Annotated in this window: 15 protein-coding genes; 7 read left to right on the plus strand and 8 right to left on the minus strand. The window is 71.9% G+C overall.

The features are described 5' to 3' along the window. Nucleotides 1–79 precede the first annotated feature (79 nt). The 5 genes from HDC93_RS31885 to HDC93_RS31905 all read right to left on the minus strand — a co-directional run bounded on the left by HDC93_RS31885 (nt 80) and on the right by HDC93_RS31905 (nt 5,553). Nucleotides 80–1,123, minus strand: coding sequence for an acyl-CoA dehydrogenase (locus HDC93_RS31885; protein ID WP_311774676.1), 1,044 nt, complete (start codon nt 1,121–1,123; stop codon nt 80–82). Between the two features lie 339 nt (nt 1,124–1,462). Beyond that, nucleotides 1,463–2,485, minus strand: a complete 1,023-nt coding sequence (locus tag HDC93_RS31890; RefSeq protein WP_185014303.1) for a LacI family DNA-binding transcriptional regulator — start codon at nt 2,483–2,485, stop codon at nt 1,463–1,465. Nucleotides 2,486–2,549: 64 nt separating this feature from the next. Beyond that, nucleotides 2,550–3,383: an ATP-binding cassette domain-containing protein gene (locus HDC93_RS31895; protein ID WP_185014304.1), complete on the minus strand. Its 834-nt coding sequence runs from the start codon at nt 3,381–3,383 to the stop codon at nt 2,550–2,552. After that, the gene (locus HDC93_RS31900; protein ID WP_185014305.1) at nt 3,380–4,393 is read right to left on the minus strand and encodes an ABC transporter permease; all 1,014 of its coding nucleotides are present in this window, start codon (nt 4,391–4,393) and stop codon (nt 3,380–3,382) included. Before HDC93_RS31900 ends, HDC93_RS31895 begins: the two co-directional genes overlap by 4 nt. Before the next feature lie 137 nt (nt 4,394–4,530). Further along, the gene (locus HDC93_RS31905; RefSeq protein WP_185014306.1) at nt 4,531–5,553 is read right to left on the minus strand and encodes a sugar ABC transporter substrate-binding protein; all 1,023 of its coding nucleotides are present in this window, start codon (nt 5,551–5,553) and stop codon (nt 4,531–4,533) included. Nucleotides 5,554–5,800: 247 nt separating this feature from the next. Between HDC93_RS31905 and HDC93_RS31910 the strand changes: the two genes are divergently transcribed. The 3 genes from HDC93_RS31910 (at nt 5,801) to HDC93_RS31920 (ending at nt 9,852) form a co-directional block, all read left to right on the plus strand. Further along, the gene (locus HDC93_RS31910; RefSeq protein WP_185014307.1) at nt 5,801–6,763 is read left to right on the plus strand and encodes a carbohydrate kinase; all 963 of its coding nucleotides are present in this window, start codon (nt 5,801–5,803) and stop codon (nt 6,761–6,763) included. Between the two features lie 218 nt (nt 6,764–6,981). After that, on the plus strand, nt 6,982–9,543 hold the full coding sequence (locus tag HDC93_RS31915) for a GH32 C-terminal domain-containing protein (protein WP_185014308.1): 2,562 nt from the start codon (nt 6,982–6,984) through the stop codon (nt 9,541–9,543). Nucleotides 9,544–9,558: 15 nt separating this feature from the next. Then, on the plus strand, nt 9,559–9,852 hold the full coding sequence (locus tag HDC93_RS31920; RefSeq protein WP_185014309.1) for a putative quinol monooxygenase: 294 nt from the start codon (nt 9,559–9,561) through the stop codon (nt 9,850–9,852). Between the two features lie 168 nt (nt 9,853–10,020). Here the strand turns inward: HDC93_RS31920 and HDC93_RS31925 are convergent, their stop codons facing one another. Together HDC93_RS31925 and HDC93_RS31930 are read right to left on the minus strand one after the other, a co-directional pair. Beyond that, nucleotides 10,021–10,314, minus strand: coding sequence for a DUF3253 domain-containing protein (locus HDC93_RS31925; protein WP_185014310.1), 294 nt, complete (start codon nt 10,312–10,314; stop codon nt 10,021–10,023). Nucleotides 10,315–10,369: 55 nt separating this feature from the next. After that, nucleotides 10,370–10,540, minus strand: coding sequence for a hypothetical protein (locus tag HDC93_RS31930; protein WP_185014311.1), 171 nt, complete (start codon nt 10,538–10,540; stop codon nt 10,370–10,372). A 104-nt stretch (nt 10,541–10,644) separates the two neighbouring features. Here HDC93_RS31930 and HDC93_RS31935 point away from each other — a divergent pair, with 104 nt between their 5' ends. Further along, nucleotides 10,645–11,076, plus strand: a complete 432-nt coding sequence (locus HDC93_RS31935; protein WP_185014312.1) for a helix-turn-helix transcriptional regulator — start codon at nt 10,645–10,647, stop codon at nt 11,074–11,076. A 42-nt stretch (nt 11,077–11,118) separates the two neighbouring features. Here the strand turns inward: HDC93_RS31935 and HDC93_RS31940 are convergent, their stop codons facing one another. Beyond that, nucleotides 11,119–14,355 (minus strand): BTAD domain-containing putative transcriptional regulator, encoded by a 3,237-nt coding sequence (locus HDC93_RS31940; RefSeq protein ID WP_185014313.1) that lies wholly within the window; start codon nt 14,353–14,355, stop codon nt 11,119–11,121. A gap of 174 nt (nt 14,356–14,529) precedes the next feature. Here HDC93_RS31940 and HDC93_RS31945 point away from each other — a divergent pair, with 174 nt between their 5' ends. The 3 genes from HDC93_RS31945 to HDC93_RS31955 are packed head-to-tail and all read left to right on the plus strand — an operon-like array spanning nt 14,530 to nt 18,355. Beyond that, the gene (locus HDC93_RS31945) at nt 14,530–15,204 is read left to right on the plus strand and encodes an NADPH-dependent FMN reductase (protein WP_185014314.1); all 675 of its coding nucleotides are present in this window, start codon (nt 14,530–14,532) and stop codon (nt 15,202–15,204) included. Further along, on the plus strand, nt 15,147–15,923 hold the full coding sequence (locus HDC93_RS31950) for a thioesterase II family protein (RefSeq protein WP_185014315.1): 777 nt from the start codon (nt 15,147–15,149) through the stop codon (nt 15,921–15,923). Before HDC93_RS31945 ends, HDC93_RS31950 begins: the two co-directional genes overlap by 58 nt. A gap of 29 nt (nt 15,924–15,952) precedes the next feature. Beyond that, complete coding sequence (locus tag HDC93_RS31955) at nt 15,953–18,355, plus strand: BTAD domain-containing putative transcriptional regulator (RefSeq protein ID WP_185014316.1); 2,403 nt, start codon at nt 15,953–15,955, stop codon at nt 18,353–18,355. Nucleotides 18,356–18,412 lie beyond the last annotated feature (57 nt).

Genomic DNA, 18,412 nt, shown 5'->3' on the forward strand with positions numbered 1-18,412 from the left:
GCTGCCGGGCGCACAAACCGGTTCCGGTCGGCCCCTCCTGGCGGGCCCGGTGGGCGTGACCTGCTCCGGTTGGTCCACGTCAGTGGTGGAAGGCCAGAAGCTTGGCGATGCCGTTGCGCTGGATCTCGGATGTGCCGGTGAGGATGCGGAACATGCGGATCTTGCGGAAGAGGTACTCGATCTCGTTGCCCTGGGTGAGCCCTTCCTTGCCGTGGATCTGCACGGCCTCGTCGAGGATGCGGAAGGCGGACTCGGCGACGAACAGCTTGCACATGAACGCCTCCGCGTGGACCTCGCGCCCTTCGTCCAGAGCGGCCAGAGCGGCGTATGTCATGGAGCGCGCGGCGTAGAGCTCGGTGGCCATGTCGGCGACCTTGTGCTGGATGGCCTGCAGCATGAGCAGGGGCTGGCCGGCGACCTGACGGGTGCGGGTCCGGTCCAGGGTCAGCTGGACGGCGCGGCGGGTGGCGCCGAGCACCGTGGGGCAGTGCAGCAGGCGGTTGGTGGTGACCCGGCCGAGCGCGATGCGCATGCCCCCGCCCTCCTCGCCCAGGAGGTTGGCGGCGGGGACGTAGCAGTCCGCGAGGACGATATCGCTCTCGATGTGCTCGCCGGACATCGGAGTCGCCCCGTCCTCGACGTGGCAGCCGGGGCTGTCGAGGTCCACGAGGAAGGCGGAGAACCTCGGCTTGTCGCTTCCCTGTTCGCCGGTGCCGGCCATGCGGGCCACGACGATCGCGAAGTCGGCGAACGGTCCCGCGGAGGAGAAGACCTTGTGCCCGGTCAGCCGGTAGCCGTCGCCGTCGCGCACGGCGACCGTGCGCAGGGAGCGCACGTCGGAGCCGGCGTCGGTCTCGGTGAGGGAGAAACAGCAGGCCCGCTCACCTCGGATCAGCGGCAGCAGGTACGTGTCGAGCTGATGCTCGGTGGCGTGCCGGAGGATGTCGCCGGCCCGTAGCGGGCCGCCCATGTCGCCGAGCACGCTGTGCGCCAGGACACGGCCGCTCGCGCCGATCTCCTCCTTCAGGGCGGCCAGCTGGGAGTACGTGAGGACGCCAGCACCGCGCCACCGGGCGGCGGCCCCGACCTGCCCCGCCTCGACCGCGCGGCAGTCCTCGCCCACGGGGGCCGGCCCTTCACCGTGCCCGCACGTGAGGGCGAGGACAGCTGGCGGGTCATCGCCCTGACCCAATCCGCCCAGGTCTTCGCACCGGACCGTTCCGAGACCCGCGGGAGTGTCGTCGTGGCCACCTCGCTGGAGGAGGTCGACCGCGCCATCACCCAGACCCGGAACCTCTTCCTGACGGCAGGCGTCGTCCTGATCGCGGTCCTGGCCGCCGCCGGCTGGTTCGCCGTCCGCTCCGGACTGCGCCGACTCCGCCCGGCGGCGGCCCCATGCCGCGTCCACGGGCTCCGCATCCGCTCTTCGAGTGCCGCCTCCGATTCCGGCCGGTCAAGCTGCCTACGGCTTGGCCGCGGGTTGCTCGCCCGAGCCTCGGACGATCAGGCGGGTGGGGACGGTGATGGTGCGGGCGCGGGTGCGGTCGCCGTCGAGTCGGGACAGTGCGGTGGTCGCCGCCGTTCTGCCGAGTTCTTCCGGGTCCTGGGCGACGACGGTCAGGGCGGGTTCGAGTGCTTCGGCGAGTGAGACGTCGTCGAAGGCGACGACAGCGACGTCCTTGCGCTTGCTGCGGGCGAGTTCGGCGACTATCCCCAGCGCCATGATGTTGTTGCCGGCGAACAGGGCCGTGGGGGTATCGGCCAGGCCGAGGAGTTGGGCGGTCGCGGCCTCGGCGCCTTGCTGGTCGTGGGCGTTGGAGACCAGCGGGCGGTCGTAGGGAATGTCGGCTTCCTGCAGCGCCGAGCGGTAACCGGCCAGACGTTCGCGGCGGGTGTAGAGCGTGGTGGGCAAATCGCCGATGAAGCCGATGCGCCGGTGGCCGTGGGCGATGAGGTGGGCGACACCGTCGTGGGCTCCGGCACGGTTGGAGCTGACGATGCTGTCCGCGGCGAGGCCGACTCCGGGCCGGTCGAGGAAGACCACGGGCAGTCCCGCCGTACGGTGCGGCTTGAGGTGGGAGTGGTCGGCGCCGACGGACGGCACGACCATCAGGATGCTGACGCGGCGGGCCAGGAACTTGTCCGTCAGCGACCGCTCGCGGTCGGGATCGTCCGCGGAGGAGCCCATGAGCAGGGTCAGGCCGCGGTCGCGGACCGTGTCCTCGATGCTCCTGGCCACGGCTCCGAAGAAGGGGTTGGCCAGGTCGGGGATGACCAGACCGATCGTGGTGTCGGGCCCGCCCACCCGGATGTTGCGTGCCATGAGGTTCGGCTGGAAGCCGAGCTTGGCCACCGCGGCGAGCACCTGTTCCCTGGTCTCGGCCGAGGCGGGGCCGTCCTCGTTGAGGACGCGGGAGACGGTCTTGGCGCTGACGCCCACTTCTCGGGCGACGTCTGCCAGTGTCGGGCGGCGGTTCGCTGCCATCGAGGAAACAGTCTCCTGTGCTCGTCGGTCCCGGCCGCGGCCACGGCCGGAACCTGTGAGTGCGTCAGTTGGCCTGGACTCCCGCGGCCTTCGCCGCCTCGGAATCGGCTACGACAGTACCTCCGGCCGCGTCGACGGTGAGCGCGCCGGTCATGATGGCCACGACCTCCGCCATGGAGTAGTCGGAGGGCTTGATCACGGCAGCGCGCCGGCCGAGGCGGTGGACGTGGATCCGGTCGGCGATCTCGAAGACGTGCGGCATGTTGTGGCTGATCAGGACGACCGGCATGCCCTTGTCCCGGACCCGGCGGATGAGGTCCAGGACCTGACCGGACTCCTTGACGCCGAGGGCGGCGGTGGGCTCGTCCATGACGACGACACTGCGGGCCCAGGCGACGGAACGGGCGACCGCGACGGCCTGCCGCTGTCCGCCGGAGAGCGTCTCGACCGCTTGCGTGAGCGAGTGCAGTCCGATCTTCAGGTCGGCCATGTGCTCGGCGGCCTCCTGGCGCATGCGCTTCTTGTCCAGCATGCGGAAGACACTGCCGAGGACGCCGGGGCGGCGGAGCTCCCGCCCCAGGAACATGTTCGAGGCGATGTCCATGGAGGCTGCCACGGCGAGGTCCTGATAGACCGTCTCGATGCCGTGGGCGCGGGCGCTCTGCGGCCCGGAGAACTGGATCGGCTTGCCGCCCAGGCGTATCTCGCCCTCGTCGGGAACCAGCGCGCCGGTGAGCGCCTTGATCAGGCTGGTCTTGCCGGCACCGTTGTCGCCGATGACGGCCAGGACCTCGCCGGGCATCAGGTCGAAGTCGGCACCGTCGATGGCGGTGACGTGGCCGTAGCGCTTGACCAGACCGCGAGCCTGCAGAACGGGGGTCTCCGTGGTGGTGGTCATCGGGCCTTCTTCCGGGAGATCTGGTCGACGGTCACCGCGAGGATCACCAGGACGCCGGTGATCAGGGTCTGGTAGATGGAGGCGACGCCCATCAACTGCAGGCCGTTGCGGAACACGCCGACGATGAGGACGCCGATGAAGGTGCCCAGCACCGACCCGCGTCCGCCGAAGAGGCTGGTGCCGCCGAGGACCACGGCGGTGATGCTGTCGAGGTTGTCGGTCTGGCCGGCCTGGGGGTCGCCGACACCCGTGCGGGAGATGAGCAGCAGGGCGGCGATGCCGTAGAGGAGACCCGCCGCGGTGTAGACGCCGATGGTCAGGCGGGAGGTGCGGATGCCGTTCAGCCGTGCCGCTTCCGGGCTGTTGCCCAGGGCGTAGACGTGCCGTCCCCAGCCCGTGCTGCTCAGGGCGTAGGCGAGGAGCAGGAACAAGGCGATGGTGACCAGGGAGCCGTAGGTGATGTCGGTGTGACCGAGCGGGAAGGTCTCCCCGAGGGCCGTCAGCGGGCCGGGCAGGTTGGTGACCGTCTGCTCCTCGGAGTAGATGTGGGTCAGCGCGAACGCCACATTGAGCATGCCGAGGGTGACGATGAACGGCGGCAACGGGATCTTCTGCACCAGCGCCCCGTTGAGCAGCCCGAATCCGCCGCAGACGGCGATGCCCAGGGCGATGGCCACGAGCGGGGGCAGGGAGCCCTCCGCGGCCATCCTGGCGATCACGATGCTGCCGAACGCCATCACGGCGCCGCACGACAGGTCGATGCCCGCGGTGAGGATGATCAGGGTCTGACCGATGGCGAGGGTACCGACGACCATGACCTGCTGCACGATCAGCGAGAAGTTGCCGCCGGTGAGGAACTGGTCGGTGGAGAAGGAGAAGAAGGCGCAGGCCAGGAGGAGCGCGACCAGCGGGCCGGTGGTCGGTGCCGTGAGCAGCCTGCGGGCCGCGGTCGGCGCTTTGAGCCCGGCGTACGGCGAGGACGTGCTCGGGGGCGTGGACGTGGCGGTCATGCGAAGTCCTTGTCGGAAGACAGAAGTCCGTGTCTCTCCTTGCCGGAGGACAAGGGAACGAGGGGGCGGCCGTCCCCCGGCCGGGGAGAAAGGGGCCGACCGCCCGGCTTGGGGGCGTACGGTCGGTCGGGGGCGGCTCAGCCCCAGCAGTTGTCCAGGCCGTAGGCGGTGTCCTTGGACGTGACTCCGTCCTGCGCCTTGTCGGTGATCAGGGTGACGCCCGTGTCGGTGTAACCGGACGCCTTCTTGCCGTCCTTGGCGTACGTCACGACGGCCTTGACGCCCTCGGCAGCCATCTTCAGCGGGTACTGCTGGGACGTCGCGGCGATCTTGCCGTCCTTGACGGCTCGGGTGCCGGTGCAGCCGCCGTCGACGGAGACGATCAGGACGTCCTTCTCCCGGCCCTTGGCCTTGAGCGCGGTGTACGCGCCCAGCGCGGCCGGCTCGTTGATGGTGTAGACGACGTTGATGCCGGGTTCCTTCTGGAGGCAGTTCTCCATCGCCGTCTGCCCCTTGGCCTGGTCGCCGCCGGTGTCCTGGGCGCAGGCGACGTCCTTGTCGGTGGCGCCGAAGCCCTTGAGGAATCCGTTGTGCCGCTGGACGCCGACGGAGACGCCCGGCGCGAGGTCGAGGGCGGCGATCTTCGCGGTCTTGCCCTTCATCGCGGCCTTGGCGTACTCGCCGATCAGCTCGCCGGCCTTGAGGTTGTCGGTGGCGAAGAGGGCGTCGACCGCGCTCTGCGGCTCGGTGGGGGTGTCCAGGGCGATGACCAGAACGCCCTTGGCCTTGGCCTTCTCGATCGCGGGCACGATCGCCTTGGAGTCGCTCGGGGTGATCAGGATGCCCTTCACGCCGGAGGCGACCATGTTCTCGATGGCGGTGACCTGACCGGCGTTGTCGCCGTCGAACTTGCCCGCCGCGGTCATGAGCCGCACGCCCTCGGCCTTCGCGGCCTTCTCCGCGCCCTCCTTCATCTTCACGAAGAACGGGTTGGTGTCGGTCTTGGTGATCAGGCCGACCTTCACGTCGCCCGACCCGGCGCCGGCGGAGCCCGACCCGGAGCCGGAACCGGAGCCGCAGGCCGTCAGGGTGAGGGCCGCGACGCCGGCGACGGCGGCCGCTCTGAGGAGGGAGGAGGACAGACGAGTGGTGCGAGGCATGATCGACTCCTGAGGTATGGCGAGCGGCACGGGGTTGATGTCAGAGCAGGCCACCCGCGGTGTCATCGTTGACTTATGTCATCGTTGACACTGCATGGCGAGGATGATGGACTCCGTCTCCCGGAAACGTCAATGCCTTGCGCTCGTCACAAATCGACAATGCGCGTGGCCGCCCCCTTCGTGGCAGTCCGGCAGCCGCACCCCGACGCCCCGGTGTGCCCGCACGTTCGTCAGAGAAGAGCAGCCCATGAGCCCGCGTCAGATCACGGTCCTGGGAGAGTGCGTCGCGGACGCGTTCGCCGAACCCGCAAGTGCCTCGAACGAACTCGCCCTGCGTGTGCTGCCCGGCGGCGGACCTGCGAATACGGCGGTGGCCCTGGCCCGGCTCGGCACCCCGGCCCGCTTCCTCGCGCGTTTGTCGGGTGATGTGTTCGGGCGGCTGTTCCGCGCCCACCTGGAGACATCGGGAGTGGACCTGTCGAGCGCCGTCCGGGCTGCTGAGCCCAGCACGCTGGCCGTGGCGGAACTGGACGACCAGGGGCGGGCGGCGTTCTCCTTCCACGCGCAGAACACGGCCGACTGGCAGTGGACGGCCGAGGAGCTGGCGCGGGTGGATCTGTCGGAGACCGCCTGCGTGCACACCGGATCCCTGGCCCTGGTCCAGGAGCCCGGAGCGTCGGTGGTGGAGGACTTCCTGGCGGCGGCAGCCCCGCACGCGACCATCAGCATCGACCCCAATGTCCGGCCGCTGCTGGTGCATCCCGACGTCTACCGTGCCCGGCTGGCGCACTGGTGCGGCCTCGCCGACGTGCTGCGGCTGAGCGAGGACGACCTGGAGCTCCTGCTGCCGGGCACGCCGCCCGAGGAGGCGTGCGACATCTGGCACGCCGCCGGGGCGCACCTCGTGGTGATCACACGAGGCGCCGACGGCGCTCTGGCCTCACTCGCCGGCGACCGGATTCAGGTGCCCGCCGTGTCGACGAGCGTCGCCGACACGGTCGGGGCGGGGGACTCCTTCACGGCCGGGCTGCTGCACCACCTCGGCATCCGCGGCCTGCTCGGTCGCCGGCTGACCGAACTCCGTCTCGACGACGTCGCGGAAGCCTGCCGGTTCGCCGCCCGCGTCGCCGCCCTGACCTGCTCGGTCGCCGGTCCCAACCCTCCGTGGCGGAACCGGCTGGAGCAGCTCACCGCAACCGATCGCGCATGACGGACGGACGGGTCGCGCAGCGGACATCGCGGCCGAACCGTTGACGCGCTGGCCGGCTTGCCTCCATCATCAGGCCCACCCGGTGTCATCGATGACACAAGTCAACGATGACACCGCTTCTGGATGCCGTGGACGACGGCGTCGAGAAGGCGTCACCTATCGGTCGGTTCCGCTCCGGGCATCAGGCTTCGCCGCGCGGACGCAGCACAGGAGACACCATGAGCTCAGGACGTGTATCCCGGCATGCCCGCATACGGATGATCGCGGCGGTGGCGACCGTCTGCGCCCTGTCCGCAGCTCCGCCGGCCCCGCAGGCCGTCGCCGCCGACACCTCGCCGTACTCCGAGACCTACCGGCCCCAGTTCCACTTCACTCCGGAGAAGAACTGGATGAACGACCCCAACGGTCTCGTGTACCACAAGGGCGAGTATCACCTCTTCTACCAGTACAACCCGAGCGGCGACTCGTGGGGTGACATGTCCTGGGGGCACGCGGTGAGCAAGGACCTCGTGCACTGGAAGGAGCTGCCGCTCGCCCTGTCGCACGACGCCAAGGAGATGGTGTTCTCCGGCAGTGCGGTCGTCGACTGGAACAACACCACCGGCTTCGGCACCAAGACGAACCCGCCCATGGTGGCGATCTACACCGGCTTCGACAAGGGCACCGGCATCCAGGCCCAGTCGCTCGCCTACAGCACCGACCGCGGCCGCACCTGGACCAAGTACCAGGGCAACCCGGTCCTCGACATCGGCTCCAAGGAGTTCCGCGACCCCAAGGTCCAGTGGTACGAGCCGACCAAGAGCTGGCTGATGACGGTGTCGCTGTCCACCGAGCACAAGGTGCGGTTCTACTCGTCCAAGAACCTCAAGGACTGGAACCTGCTCAGCGAGTTCGGGCCGGCCGGCGCGACGGGCGGCGTGTGGGAGTGCCCCGACCTGTTCCCCCTCGCGGTCGACGGGGACAGGAAGAGAGTCAAATGGGTCCTGGTCGTCAACATCAACCCCGGTGGTGTCGCGGGAGGTTCGGCCGCCCAGTACTTCGTCGGCGACTTCGACGGCAAGAGGTTCACCGCCGACGACAAGGGCACCTACACCCCGCCCGCCGGCACGGTGATGCAGGACTTCGAGAGCACCGGCTTCGGCGCGTGGACGGCCACCGGCGCCGCGTTCGGTGATGGGCCGACAGCCGGTGCGGTGGCCGGGCAGGGGACCGTCGAAGGCTTCGACGGCAAGGGCCTCGCCAACAGCTTCCACGGAGGTGACGCGGCCACCGGCATCCTCACCTCACCCGAGTTCACCGTCGACAGCCGCTATCTGAACTTCAAGGTCGGTGGCGGACGGCACCCGCACGAGTCAGGGACGCTTCTGGAGCGGGGAGACCCGCCTGCGGGGACGGTCCTGGCCGACTTCGAGGGCGGCAGCTACGGCGACTGGACGACGACCGGAGCCGCCTTCGGCTCGGCACCGGCCACCGGCACCCTCCCCGACCAGCAGGAAGTCTCCGGATTCCTGGGCGACGGCCTGGCCAACAGCTACCTGAACGGCGACTCCACCACCGGCACCCTCACCTCGCCGGAGTTCACCATCGACAAGGACTACGTCAACTTCCTCGTCGGCGGCGGCAACCACCCCGCCGGCTCCGCCGACCGCACCGCCGTCGAACTCCTCGTCGACGGCCACGTGGTGCGCAGCACGACCGGAAAGGACGCGGAGGCGCTCAACTGGGCTGCCTGGGACGTCGAGGACCTCGCCGGGAAGAAGGCCCGGATCAGGATCGTCGACGACAACACCGGCGGCTGGGGCCACCTGAACGTCGACCACATCATGCTGTCCGACACCAAGGCCCGGCCCGTCTCCCAGGAGACGTCCGTCAACCTGATCGTCGACGGCCAGGTCGTCCGCAGCGCCACCGGCGCCAACAGCGAGACCCTGGACTGGGCGTCCTTCGACCTGCGCCCCTACGCCGGCAAGAAGGCGAAGATCCAGATCGTCGACATGAACACCGCCGGCTGGGGCCACGTCCTGGCCGACCGGTTCACCGCCGCCGACGCCCCCGCCAAGTCCGTCGTACAGCGCGCCGACTGGGCCGACTACGGCAAGGACTACTACGCGGCCGTGTCCTGGGAGAACGCCCCGGGCGGCAAGCGGTACATGGTCGGCTGGATGAACAACTGGGACTACAGCGGCGCCATCCCCACCTCCCCCTGGCGCGGCGCGCAGAGCGTTCCACGGGACATGGCGCTGCGTACCGTCGACGGCCAGGTCCGGCTGACCAGCCGGCCGGTCGACAGCCTGGAGTCGCTCCGCCAGAAGCGCCCGGCGAGGGTGTCCGGCGTCACCGTCAAGAGCGCCACGAAGCCCCTGATCGGCCCTGCGGCCAAGGGCAAGGCCCTCGACATCGAGGCGACCTTCTCCCTCGAGGACGCCGAACGCTTCGGCCTGAAGGTACGCACCGGCTCCGGGGGCGAAGAGACCGTCATCGGCTACGACACCACGACCCAGGAGCTGTACGTCGACCGCACCCGCTCAGGGGCCGTGGACTTCAACAGCACCTTCCCCGGCGTCCAGACGGCACCGCTGAAGGCCGAGAACGGCAAGGTGAAGCTGCGGATCCTCGTGGACTGGTCGTCCGTCGAGGTCTTCGGCGGCAGCGGTGAGGCAGTGATCACCGACCAGATCTTCCCCGACCCCGCCAGCCAGGGAGTGCAGATCTTCGCCGAGAACGGCTCGGTGAGGCTGGACCAGGCCCGCGTCTGGCACCTCGACTCCGCTCACGACTGACAAGGACACCAGAGCATGACGAAGACCCTGCTCGCCGAGTTCACCGCCCGCGAGGGTGCCGAGGACGAGGTCGCCCGCATGATCGTGGAGTACGCCGAGAAGGTGCGCCAGGAAGACGGCAACCTCGCCTTCGACGTCTACACCAAGGAGGCCAACCCTCGCGCCTACTGGATCTTCGAGGCGTACCGGGACGAGGACGCCTTCCAGGCGCACCTGAAGGCCCCGTACGGCGGCCCCTTCAACACCGCCCTCTCCCCGCTGATCGAGGAGGACGCCTCGGTGCTGACCTTCCTCGATGCGGTGGCCTGACGGATTCTCGACGCGGCAACGGCCGGGTTCACCCAGCGAGCCCGGCCTCGTACGTCGGCGGAGTGAACGGCCACGGGTGGGGCGCCGCGTACGCGCGGCTGTACGCCTGGGAAAGTCTCTACGCGCTCATGTCCGGCGTAACGGAACCCTCTGCTGGTCCGGACCGGCTCATCCGGAGCCGGGCCGCTGCCGACCTGCGCGGCGGATGCGGATCGGCCCGCGGGCCTCGGCCTCCGTGACGGGCCGGCCGGACTGGGTCACCTCGACCTTGCCGGCCGTCACCAGACGCCAGGCCGCTCGCCGGGCCGGTTCCATCAAGGCTCGCCAGCCCTCGTCGTCACCTTCGTAGGCCTCGCGGGCGGCGTCGGACGGACAGATCGAAGACGTGGCCGCACGTCGGTCCAGCAGGTTCATGATGACCTGCTCCAGCCGCTGAGCGAGCTGCCGATCCGTCTCCGCCACGCAGTCCAGTGTGGCACCGTTCGCAAGGGGACGACGCTCGCCCATCCCGGGAACGTCAGGTCGGAGGCGACAGCAGACGGGCCGACGTGACGTGGCGGAGGTGGAAGAGGGCGTCGTGGGAGTCCGCGGGGGCGATCCGGTGCGGGCGTTCCGGGTAGGACGTGCCGATGCCGCGCCCCTGGATCCGGGGACGCTGGCGTTCGACTTCCGTGTCGCGCCCCGCCACGACGAGGCACCCGGCGCTCCTCGATAGCGGCCCGGCCCGGTGGCTGCCGTGCCGCCCGCCCGTCACTCGCGGTGGGGCGGTGCCACCGCGTCGACTCGCTCGTCGTGCCAGGGCAGCGCGTCCGTCATCACGAGATCCCGATCCCCCGGGAGGGCCTGGTCATCGCTCCGTCGCTGTTCGCGCCCGGGCCGATGGTCCTCGACGCGGAGACGGGCGGCCAGGACGCCCCCGTCCTCGTCTACAACGTCAGCCCCACCACCGACACTGCCGCCGGACTCCGGCAACAGCAGGAGGAGGACCGGACCGCCGCCCTGAGTGATCTGCTCGGGCACACTCGCGCGAACGTCCTCGAATCCCTGCGGTCGCCCGTGTCCATCAGCGAGATGTCCCGCCGTCTCGACCTCTCCCACCCCTCCGTCAGCAGACATCTGGGTGTCCTGCGCAGCTCCGGGACGGTCGCGGCCGAACGCCGGGACAACCTGACCCCGCACCGCCTGACACGTCTCGGCGAGGCGGTACTCGGCCGCAAGGACTGACCGGCCCCGGCGACGGCCGGGACGGCCGGACCCTTCACGGCCTCACGGTGCCCGCGGGCCCCTCTCCGCCAGGACCTCCGCCTCGTGGGTGCGTCGGGTGCCCGCGGTGAACTCGCGCGTGTACGTCGCCTCGTCCATCGTGGCGCGCAGGCGGGCCGCGATGCGTTCCACGTCGCCCCGTTCCGCCGGGGGATGCGGAGCGCCCGCCCGTTCCCGGGTCGCCGCCGCCGTGCCGAGGAGGCGGGTCGCGCGGTGCGGGGCGCCGGCCAGGGAGTAGGCGCCGGCCAGCCCTTCGAGGGCCAGGGCGACCGAGCGGGGATCCTTGGTCGTCGCGGCGGCGGCGAGGCCGTCCCGGTGGTGGGCCAGGGCCCGGTCGGCGTCGCCGCGCTGTTCGGCGATGAAGCCCAGTTCCGCCAGGACCAGCGCGAGGCCGGGGCCGTCACCGCGGCGGCGGTTCCAGGCGAGCCAGGGACGCAGCCACTCCTCGGCGGCGTCGAGGCTGCCCTGGCGGCGGGCGCTCAGTGCCAGGCCCAGCGCGGCGAACTGCTCGGCCGGCTGGTTGCCCTGCCCGACCGCGATCCGCAGGGCGCGCCTGTGCAGGTCGTCGGCCTCGTCGTAGCGCTGGGTGAGCAAAGCGATCCTGCCGAGACCCGACAGCTTCGTGGACATCTCGGGCCAGGTCTCCAGGGCCTGGGCGATCCGCAGGCTCTCCCGGTGCAGCTGGGCCGCGAGGTCGTAGTCGCCGTTGATCTCGGCGAGCCTGCCGAGCACGTCCGTCGTCTTCAACCGGCCCCACAGATCGCCCAGTTCGGCGAAATGGGCGCGGGCGTCCTCGGCGTTGCCGCGCAGCGACTCCAGGTCCCCGCGCGCCAGGGCGAAGCACGCGCGGGTGGTCAGCGCGGCGGCGGTGCCCCACACGTCGCGCAGGGTGCGGAAGCGGACCAGGACACGCTCGACCCGCTGCTCGCCCTTGGCCAGGGCCCCCACCGTCCACTGCGCGTGCGCCAGGAACCACTGCGCCCTGGTCGACTCCAGGGTGGACTCGGGCGGGTACTCCTCCAGGACGGCGCACTCCCGGTCGTGCTCGCCGAGCAGCAGCCGGATGCCCGTGTACCAGAACTCCGCCTCCACGCGCTCCTCGTGCGCGGCCTCGCCCGCCGTGTCCAGGGCCGTCGCCAGCGCCCTGCGGGCCTCGCCCAGCCGGCCGCGGACGTACCAGTACCAGGTCAGCGAGTTGACCAGGCGCAGTGCCTCCTGCGCGGCCCCGGCCCGGTCGGCCTCGGCCAGCGCCCGCTGCACATTGGCCGCCTCCAGGTCCAGGTACTGGAACCAGCGGGACTGCTCCCGCTCGTGCAGATGCGGCCGGGCCCGCTCGGCGAGGCGGACGCAGTGGCGCAGGTGCCGGGCGGCGGTCGCGGCGTGCTCACCGGACTCGGCGAGCTTGTCACGCGCGTAGACCGCGACCGACTCCAGCAGCCGGTAGCGCGGGCCCTGCGGTCCTTCGGTGCGGACGGCCAGCGAGCGCTCCACGAGCAGGCTCAGCGCGTCGAGGACGTCGGCGGGGGACACGCCGTCACCGGAGCACACCTCCTCCGCGGCCCGCAGCCCGCATCCCTCGCCGAACACCGACAGCCTGCGCAGCACGGTCCGTTCGCGGTCGTCGAGCAGCCCCCAGCTCCAGTCCAGCGTGGCCTGCAGTGTCCGGTGGCGTGACGGGGCGTCCCGGTAACCGCTGTTGAGCACCTTGAAGCGGTCGTCGAGCCGGTCGTGCAGCTCCCGGATGCCCAGCGAACGCACGCGCGTGGCGGCCAGTTCCAGGGCGAGCGGGATGCCGTCGAGACGCCGGCACACGTCGGCGACCAGGGGAGCGGTGGTGGCGTCGAGCACGAACTCCGGGTCCGTCGCCCTGGTCCGGTCCACGAAGAGACGTACGGCGCCCGCACTCGTCAGCGCGTCGAGGTCCGGGTGGTCCTCCGGGGGCAGCGACAGCGGCGTCACCGGGTACACCGTCTCGTCCCGGGTGCGCAGGGGCTCCTGGCTGGTCGTCAGGATGTGCAGATGCGGGGCCCGGCCCAGCAGCAGGCCCGCCAGGCGCGCGACGCCCTCCACGACATGTTCGCAGTTGTCCAGCACGAGCAGCAGCCGCCGCCCGGCCAGGGCGTTCGCCAGGCGGTCCGCCGGGCCCCTGGCGTCGTCGTCCGAGCTGTTCTCCCGGATGCCCAGCGTCGCCATCACCTGCTCGGCCAGCGCCTCCGCGCCGGCGAACCGCTCCAGGCCCCCTGCGTCCGCGAGCTCCACGAGCCAGGTGCCCTCGCCGAACGCGCCCGCCAGACTCTCCGCCGTGGCCTGGGCGAGCCGGGTCTTGCCGACGCCGCCCGGGCCGGTGAGCGTCACCAGGCGCCGCTGTAAGAGCAGCGCCCGGATCGCCCGCAGGTCCTGCTCGCGGCCCACCAGGGGCGAGGCCGAACCGGCGGGACCCGGAGTCGCCTGCGCCCCCGCGGCGGACGGCGCCACAGGCCCCGGTCTCGCCAGGACCGGGTCGTGGCGCAGGATGGCCTGCTGCAGCGCCTCCAGGGACGGGCCGGGGGTCAGCCCCAACTCCTCGTCGAGCCGGCGCCGCAGATCGTTGAAGCAGTCGAGCGCGTCGGAGGAACGCCCCGCCTGGTACAGCGCCCACATCAGCGCGCCCCGCAGCCCCTCGCGCAGCGGATGCTGCTCCACCAGCTCCGTCAGCTCGCCCACCAGCAGGCTGTGCTCCCCCAACTCCAGCCGCACCGCGGCGTGTTCCTCCACCGCCGTCAGGCGCTCCTCCTCCAGACTCGCCGCGGTCGGCCGCACCGACGGCTGGTCGGCGAACTCGGCGAAGGCCGGCCCCCGCCACAGCGCCAGCGCCTCGGTGTACAGCGCCGCCCGTGTCACCGGGTCCGCGCCGGACCTGGCCCGGGCGACCAGTTCGCGGAACCGCCCGGCGTCGAGCGCCGCGGCGGGGACGTCCAGGACGTATCCGGGCGGCCGGTGCGCGATCAGTTCACGGCCGCCCGCCTCCGCGTCCTCCAACGCCCGCCGCAACTGGGAGACTTTGGCCTGGAGCGACGCCGTCGGCCGGGCCGTGAACGTCGAGCCGCCCCACAGGTCCTCGATGAGCCGCGCCGCCGGGACGACCTGCCCGTGATGGGCGAGCAACTCGGCGAGGAGCATGCGCACCTTGACTTCGGGTACCCGCACGACCCGACCCTCGTCCGTGCGCACCTCCAGCGGCCCCAGCACCCCGAATTCCATGATCTCAGCGTAACCGGCCGACGACCGGCGTGACGTGCGACGAAAAGGGCTCGGCCACCGGCCCCGAAGGGCGCCCCGCAGCGCTTCCGAAGCCGTCCGAAGCGAATCCGAAGGGGCATATGCCAGGGTTCCTCGAGGAATGCGGTTCGGCGCTGGGGCGGAAGGCGGGGGCAGGTGGCCGAGAATGAACGACTGCGGCTGGTGGTCATCATCGGCAGCATCAGGAAGGGCCGGTTCGGGCACGTCGCGGCGGAATGGCTGGCCTCGCGGGCCCGGTTGCGGCCCGACTTCGACGTGGACGTCATAGACCTCGCCACGGCCTGGCTGCCCGACGTGATGTCCGCCGACCCGTCCGCGCCCCGGCCCCAGGCCGTCAAGGACCTCGCGCCCTGGCTGCGGGCGGCCGACGCGTTCGTGGTGGTCACCCCCGAGCACAACCAGACCTTCCCGGCGTCCCTGAAGAACGCCATCGACTGGTACGACACGGAATGGCACGCCAAGCCCGTCGGATTCCTCTCCTACGGCGGCCCCTCCAGCGGATTGTGCGCGGTGGCGGCCCTGCGCCAGGTCTTCGGCGACGTCCACGCCGTCCCGGTGCGCGAGACCGTGAGCTTCCACAACTACTGGGAGCGGCTCGGCCCCGACGGCACCCTGGCCGCCTCCGACGACTGGGACGTGTCGGCCCGGCTGATGTTCGACCGCCTCAGCTGGTGGGCCGGTGTGCTGCACCGGGCCCGGGCCGAGCGCGGCTACCACGTACCCCAGCTGAACAGACAGGAGCGCAACGCGCCATGGACGGCCAGTGGTTCCGACGATTCGCCGATCCCGAGCCCGACGCTCTCCGGCTGATCTGCTTCCCGCACGCCGGGGGCGCGGCCAGCGCGTACCAGCCGCTGTCCCGGCGGCTGCGACCGCACGTCGAGGTGCGGGCGGTGCAGTACCCCGGCCGCCAGGACCGCCGGCTGGAGACGCCGGTGGCGGACATCGGGGAACTCGCCGCGGTCGTCGCCCGGAAACTTCAGGACGACGAAACGGCGGCGCCCTTCGCGTTCTTCGGCCACAGCATGGGCGCGCTGGTCGCCTACGAGACCGCCCGGATCCTGGAGGAGCGCGGCGCCCCGTCGCCCCGCAGGCTCTTCCTGTCGGCCCGGGGGGCGCCGGGGCCGGGGCGCAGTCCGCACGACGTCCTCCCGGACGACGACGCGATTCTGACCGCCGTACGCCGGCTCGGGGGGACCGGCGTGAGCCTGCTCGACGACCCCGAGCTGGTGGCAATGGTGCTGCCGGCTCTGCGAGCGGACTACGCGGCCCTCGCCGCGTACTCCTGGACACCCCGGGAGCCGCTGCACACGCCGGTCACCGTGCTGTGCGGCGACGCCGACCCGGTCGTCTCCGTCGAGGAGGCAGCCCGCTGGCGGGCGTTCACCCGCGCCGAGACCGAGGTGCGGGTCTTTCCCGGCGGTCACTTCTATGTGGACCAGCGTCTCGACGACGTGGCCGAGGTGGTACTGCGCGGCGTCCGCTCGGCGAGCGCCGCTCGGGCGGGCAACGACGCCTGCCATGACTGATCACGGGTGTGCGACGTACGGGGGTAGGCGTGGAATTCAAGGTTCTCGGACCACTGGACGTGGTGAGCGGCGGGCGCAGTCTGCCGCTGGGCGGCGTCAAGCAGAGAGCGGTCCTCGGACTGCTCCTCCTCCATGCCAACCAGGTGGTCGCCACCAGCCAGCTCCTGGAGGCCCTGTGGCCCGAGGACGCCAGGCCGGTCACGGCCCGCAAGATGGTGCAGAACGCCGTGTGGGGGCTGCGCGCCCTGCTGGAGAGCGGTGACGGCGAGGGGCACGCGGCGCCCCGGCTGCTCACCCGGGCACCGGGATACGTCCTGCGCGTCGACCCCGAGCAGCTCGACGCGACCCGCTTCGAACGTGCCGTCGCCGCCGGCCGGGCACGCCTGGACGCGGGTGAGGCGGCCGAGGCCGCCGAGCTGCTGGGGGAGGCCCTGGCCGAATGGCGCGGCCCGGCCCTGTCCGACCTGGCCGAACAGGGCGTGGAGTGGGCCGAGCTGACGGCACTGCGGCAGCTGCGCCTGGACGCCATGGAGGACCGCTTCGAGGCGGAGCTGGCGTGCGGCCGGCACCACGCCGTGCTCGGTGAACTCACCTCGCTCGCCGAGGCCGAACCCCTGCGGGAGCGGCTGTGCGGGCAGTTGATGCTCGCCCTGTACCGCTGCGGGCGGCAGGCGGAGGCGCTGAGCGTGTTCAGCAGGGTGCGACTGGCCCTGGTGGAGGAGTACGGCCTGGAGCCGTCCGCCGCCCTGCAGACTCTGCAGCACCGCATCCTGCGCCACGACCAGGCGCTGGCCTGCCCCACGGAGGTCCGCGCGGAGCCGGGCGCCCCCGAGGCGAGCGCCCCGGGACGCCACGCGGCCGGGGAGACGGGTGCCGAGCGGGCCCCGGTCCGGATCACCACGGACACCGGGTTTCCCGGGGCGGCCGGGCCGGACGTCATGGCACCGGAACCCCTGAGGGCACCCGCCCTCCTGTCCGTCGGTGCAGCGGAGGGCGGGGACCGTCCCGGCACGGCGGCCACGTACGGCGTCGCGCAGCGCGGCGAACAGCCGGGCGTCACCACGGGATTCGGCGTCGCCGTGGGGGGCGCCGTCGCCGAGCGGCGGGACGTGTGCGTGCTCGTGGTGTGCACCGAGTCCGCCGGGGACGCCGCGGCCATGGCGAGCGAACAGCTGGACACCTCCCTGCACGACGCGGTCACCGTGCTCACCGAGAGCGTCGAGGACCGCTCCGGCACGGTCGTCGGCTCCATGGGCGGGCTGTGCGCCGCGCTGTTCGGGCTGCGGTCCGAGCGCCCCGAGGCGTCGCTCGACGCGGTGCGCGCGGCCTTCGCGGCCCGTGACCGGCTGACCTCACGGGCGGGCATGGTGATGCGTGCCGTGGTGATCTCCGGCAAGGCGATCGTGCGGCACGACCCGCACGACCCGAGCGCCGCCGTCTCGGTCGTGGGCACCCTGCTCGACAAGGCGCACGGGCTGCTCTCCGGCGTCCCGGAGGGCGAGCTCTACGTGAGCGAGGACGTGGCCGGCGACACCGGCGCGTGGGTGAGTTACGACGAGACGACCCGCGCCGCCGACGGCGCTCCCGGCATCCGCCGGGCCCGGGCCCTGCACCCGGACGAGCCCGCCGGGCACGGCACCGACGCCCCGCGCCGACCCGAACTCGCCCTGCTGGAGAACCTGCTGGAGTACTCGCGCCACCATGACGTGCCCTCCCTGCTGACGGTGCTCGGCGATCACGGGGTCGGCAAGTCCCGCCTGCTCGCCCAGTTCGCGCACCGCGTCGCGGGCGACGCCGACGGGGTGCGGGTCGTACGGCCGCGCCTTCCGAGGGACGGCCAGGACGCCGCGGGTGTCGCGGCGGCGCTGCTGGAGGCATGGGCGCCGCGGCACGGGGCGCGGCACGACCCGCCGGAGCAGCGGATCAGGGCAGTGGTCCGCTCCGCCGTCGACTCCGACGTGGACGCCGCACGGCTGCTGCGCGTGCTGTGCGCCGCACCCCATCCCGGCCCGGCCGGACGCGGGGTCGACCTGCTCGCCGCCTGGGGCGAGGTGATCGAGCACGAGGCACGCCACCGCACCGTGGTGCTCTGCCTGGACGACCTCCACCTCGCCGACGACGCTGTGCTGGACTGGGCGGAGAGTCTGGGCGGCACGGGCACCGGGGCGTTGCTGGTCGTCGCGTGCGGCCACTCGGACCTGCTGCGCCGCAGGCCCATCTGGGGCAGTGCCTGCGAACACGCCGGCCGGCTGACCCTGCCGCGCCTGCGCGAGGCGGCCGCCGCTCCGCCGCCGCGGCGCATGCTGCCCTTCCTGGACTGCCGCCCCCGCCGCCCGGAGGAGCGGGCGCGGCCGTCCGGCCGGATCCACGCCGGGTTCCGGGGCAAGGCGGCCGAGCCGGTCGAGGTCCGACCCGGGCGACGGGCGGTGTGAGGGCGGAGTCGGCCGGGTGGCGCCGCCCGCCATGACCGCCCGGCCTGCGACAGCGGC

It is taken from the genome of Streptomyces sp. AK010 (assembly GCF_014207295.1).
GTDB lineage: Bacteria > Actinomycetota > Actinomycetes > Streptomycetales > Streptomycetaceae > Streptomyces > Streptomyces massasporeus.

Excerpts from the sequence above, each read along its gene's own strand:
- HDC93_RS31890 (WP_185014303.1), bottom strand. The coding sequence starts at position 2,485 with ATGGCAGCGAACCGCCGCCCGACACTGGCAGACGTCGCCCGAGAAGTG.
- HDC93_RS31895 (WP_185014304.1), bottom strand. The coding sequence starts at position 3,383 with ATGACCACCACCACGGAGACCCCCGTTCTGCAGGCTCGCGGTCTGGTC.
- HDC93_RS31900 (WP_185014305.1), bottom strand. The coding sequence starts at position 4,393 with ATGACCGCCACGTCCACGCCCCCGAGCACGTCCTCGCCGTACGCCGGG.
- HDC93_RS31905 (WP_185014306.1), bottom strand. The coding sequence starts at position 5,553 with ATGCCTCGCACCACTCGTCTGTCCTCCTCCCTCCTCAGAGCGGCCGCC.
- HDC93_RS31910 (WP_185014307.1), top strand. The coding sequence starts at position 5,801 with ATGAGCCCGCGTCAGATCACGGTCCTGGGAGAGTGCGTCGCGGACGCG.
- HDC93_RS31915 (WP_185014308.1), top strand. The coding sequence starts at position 6,982 with ATGAGCTCAGGACGTGTATCCCGGCATGCCCGCATACGGATGATCGCG.
- HDC93_RS31920 (WP_185014309.1), top strand. The coding sequence starts at position 9,559 with ATGACGAAGACCCTGCTCGCCGAGTTCACCGCCCGCGAGGGTGCCGAG.
- HDC93_RS31940 (WP_185014313.1), bottom strand. The coding sequence starts at position 14,355 with ATGGAATTCGGGGTGCTGGGGCCGCTGGAGGTGCGCACGGACGAGGGT.
- HDC93_RS31950 (WP_185014315.1), top strand. The coding sequence starts at position 15,147 with ATGGACGGCCAGTGGTTCCGACGATTCGCCGATCCCGAGCCCGACGCT.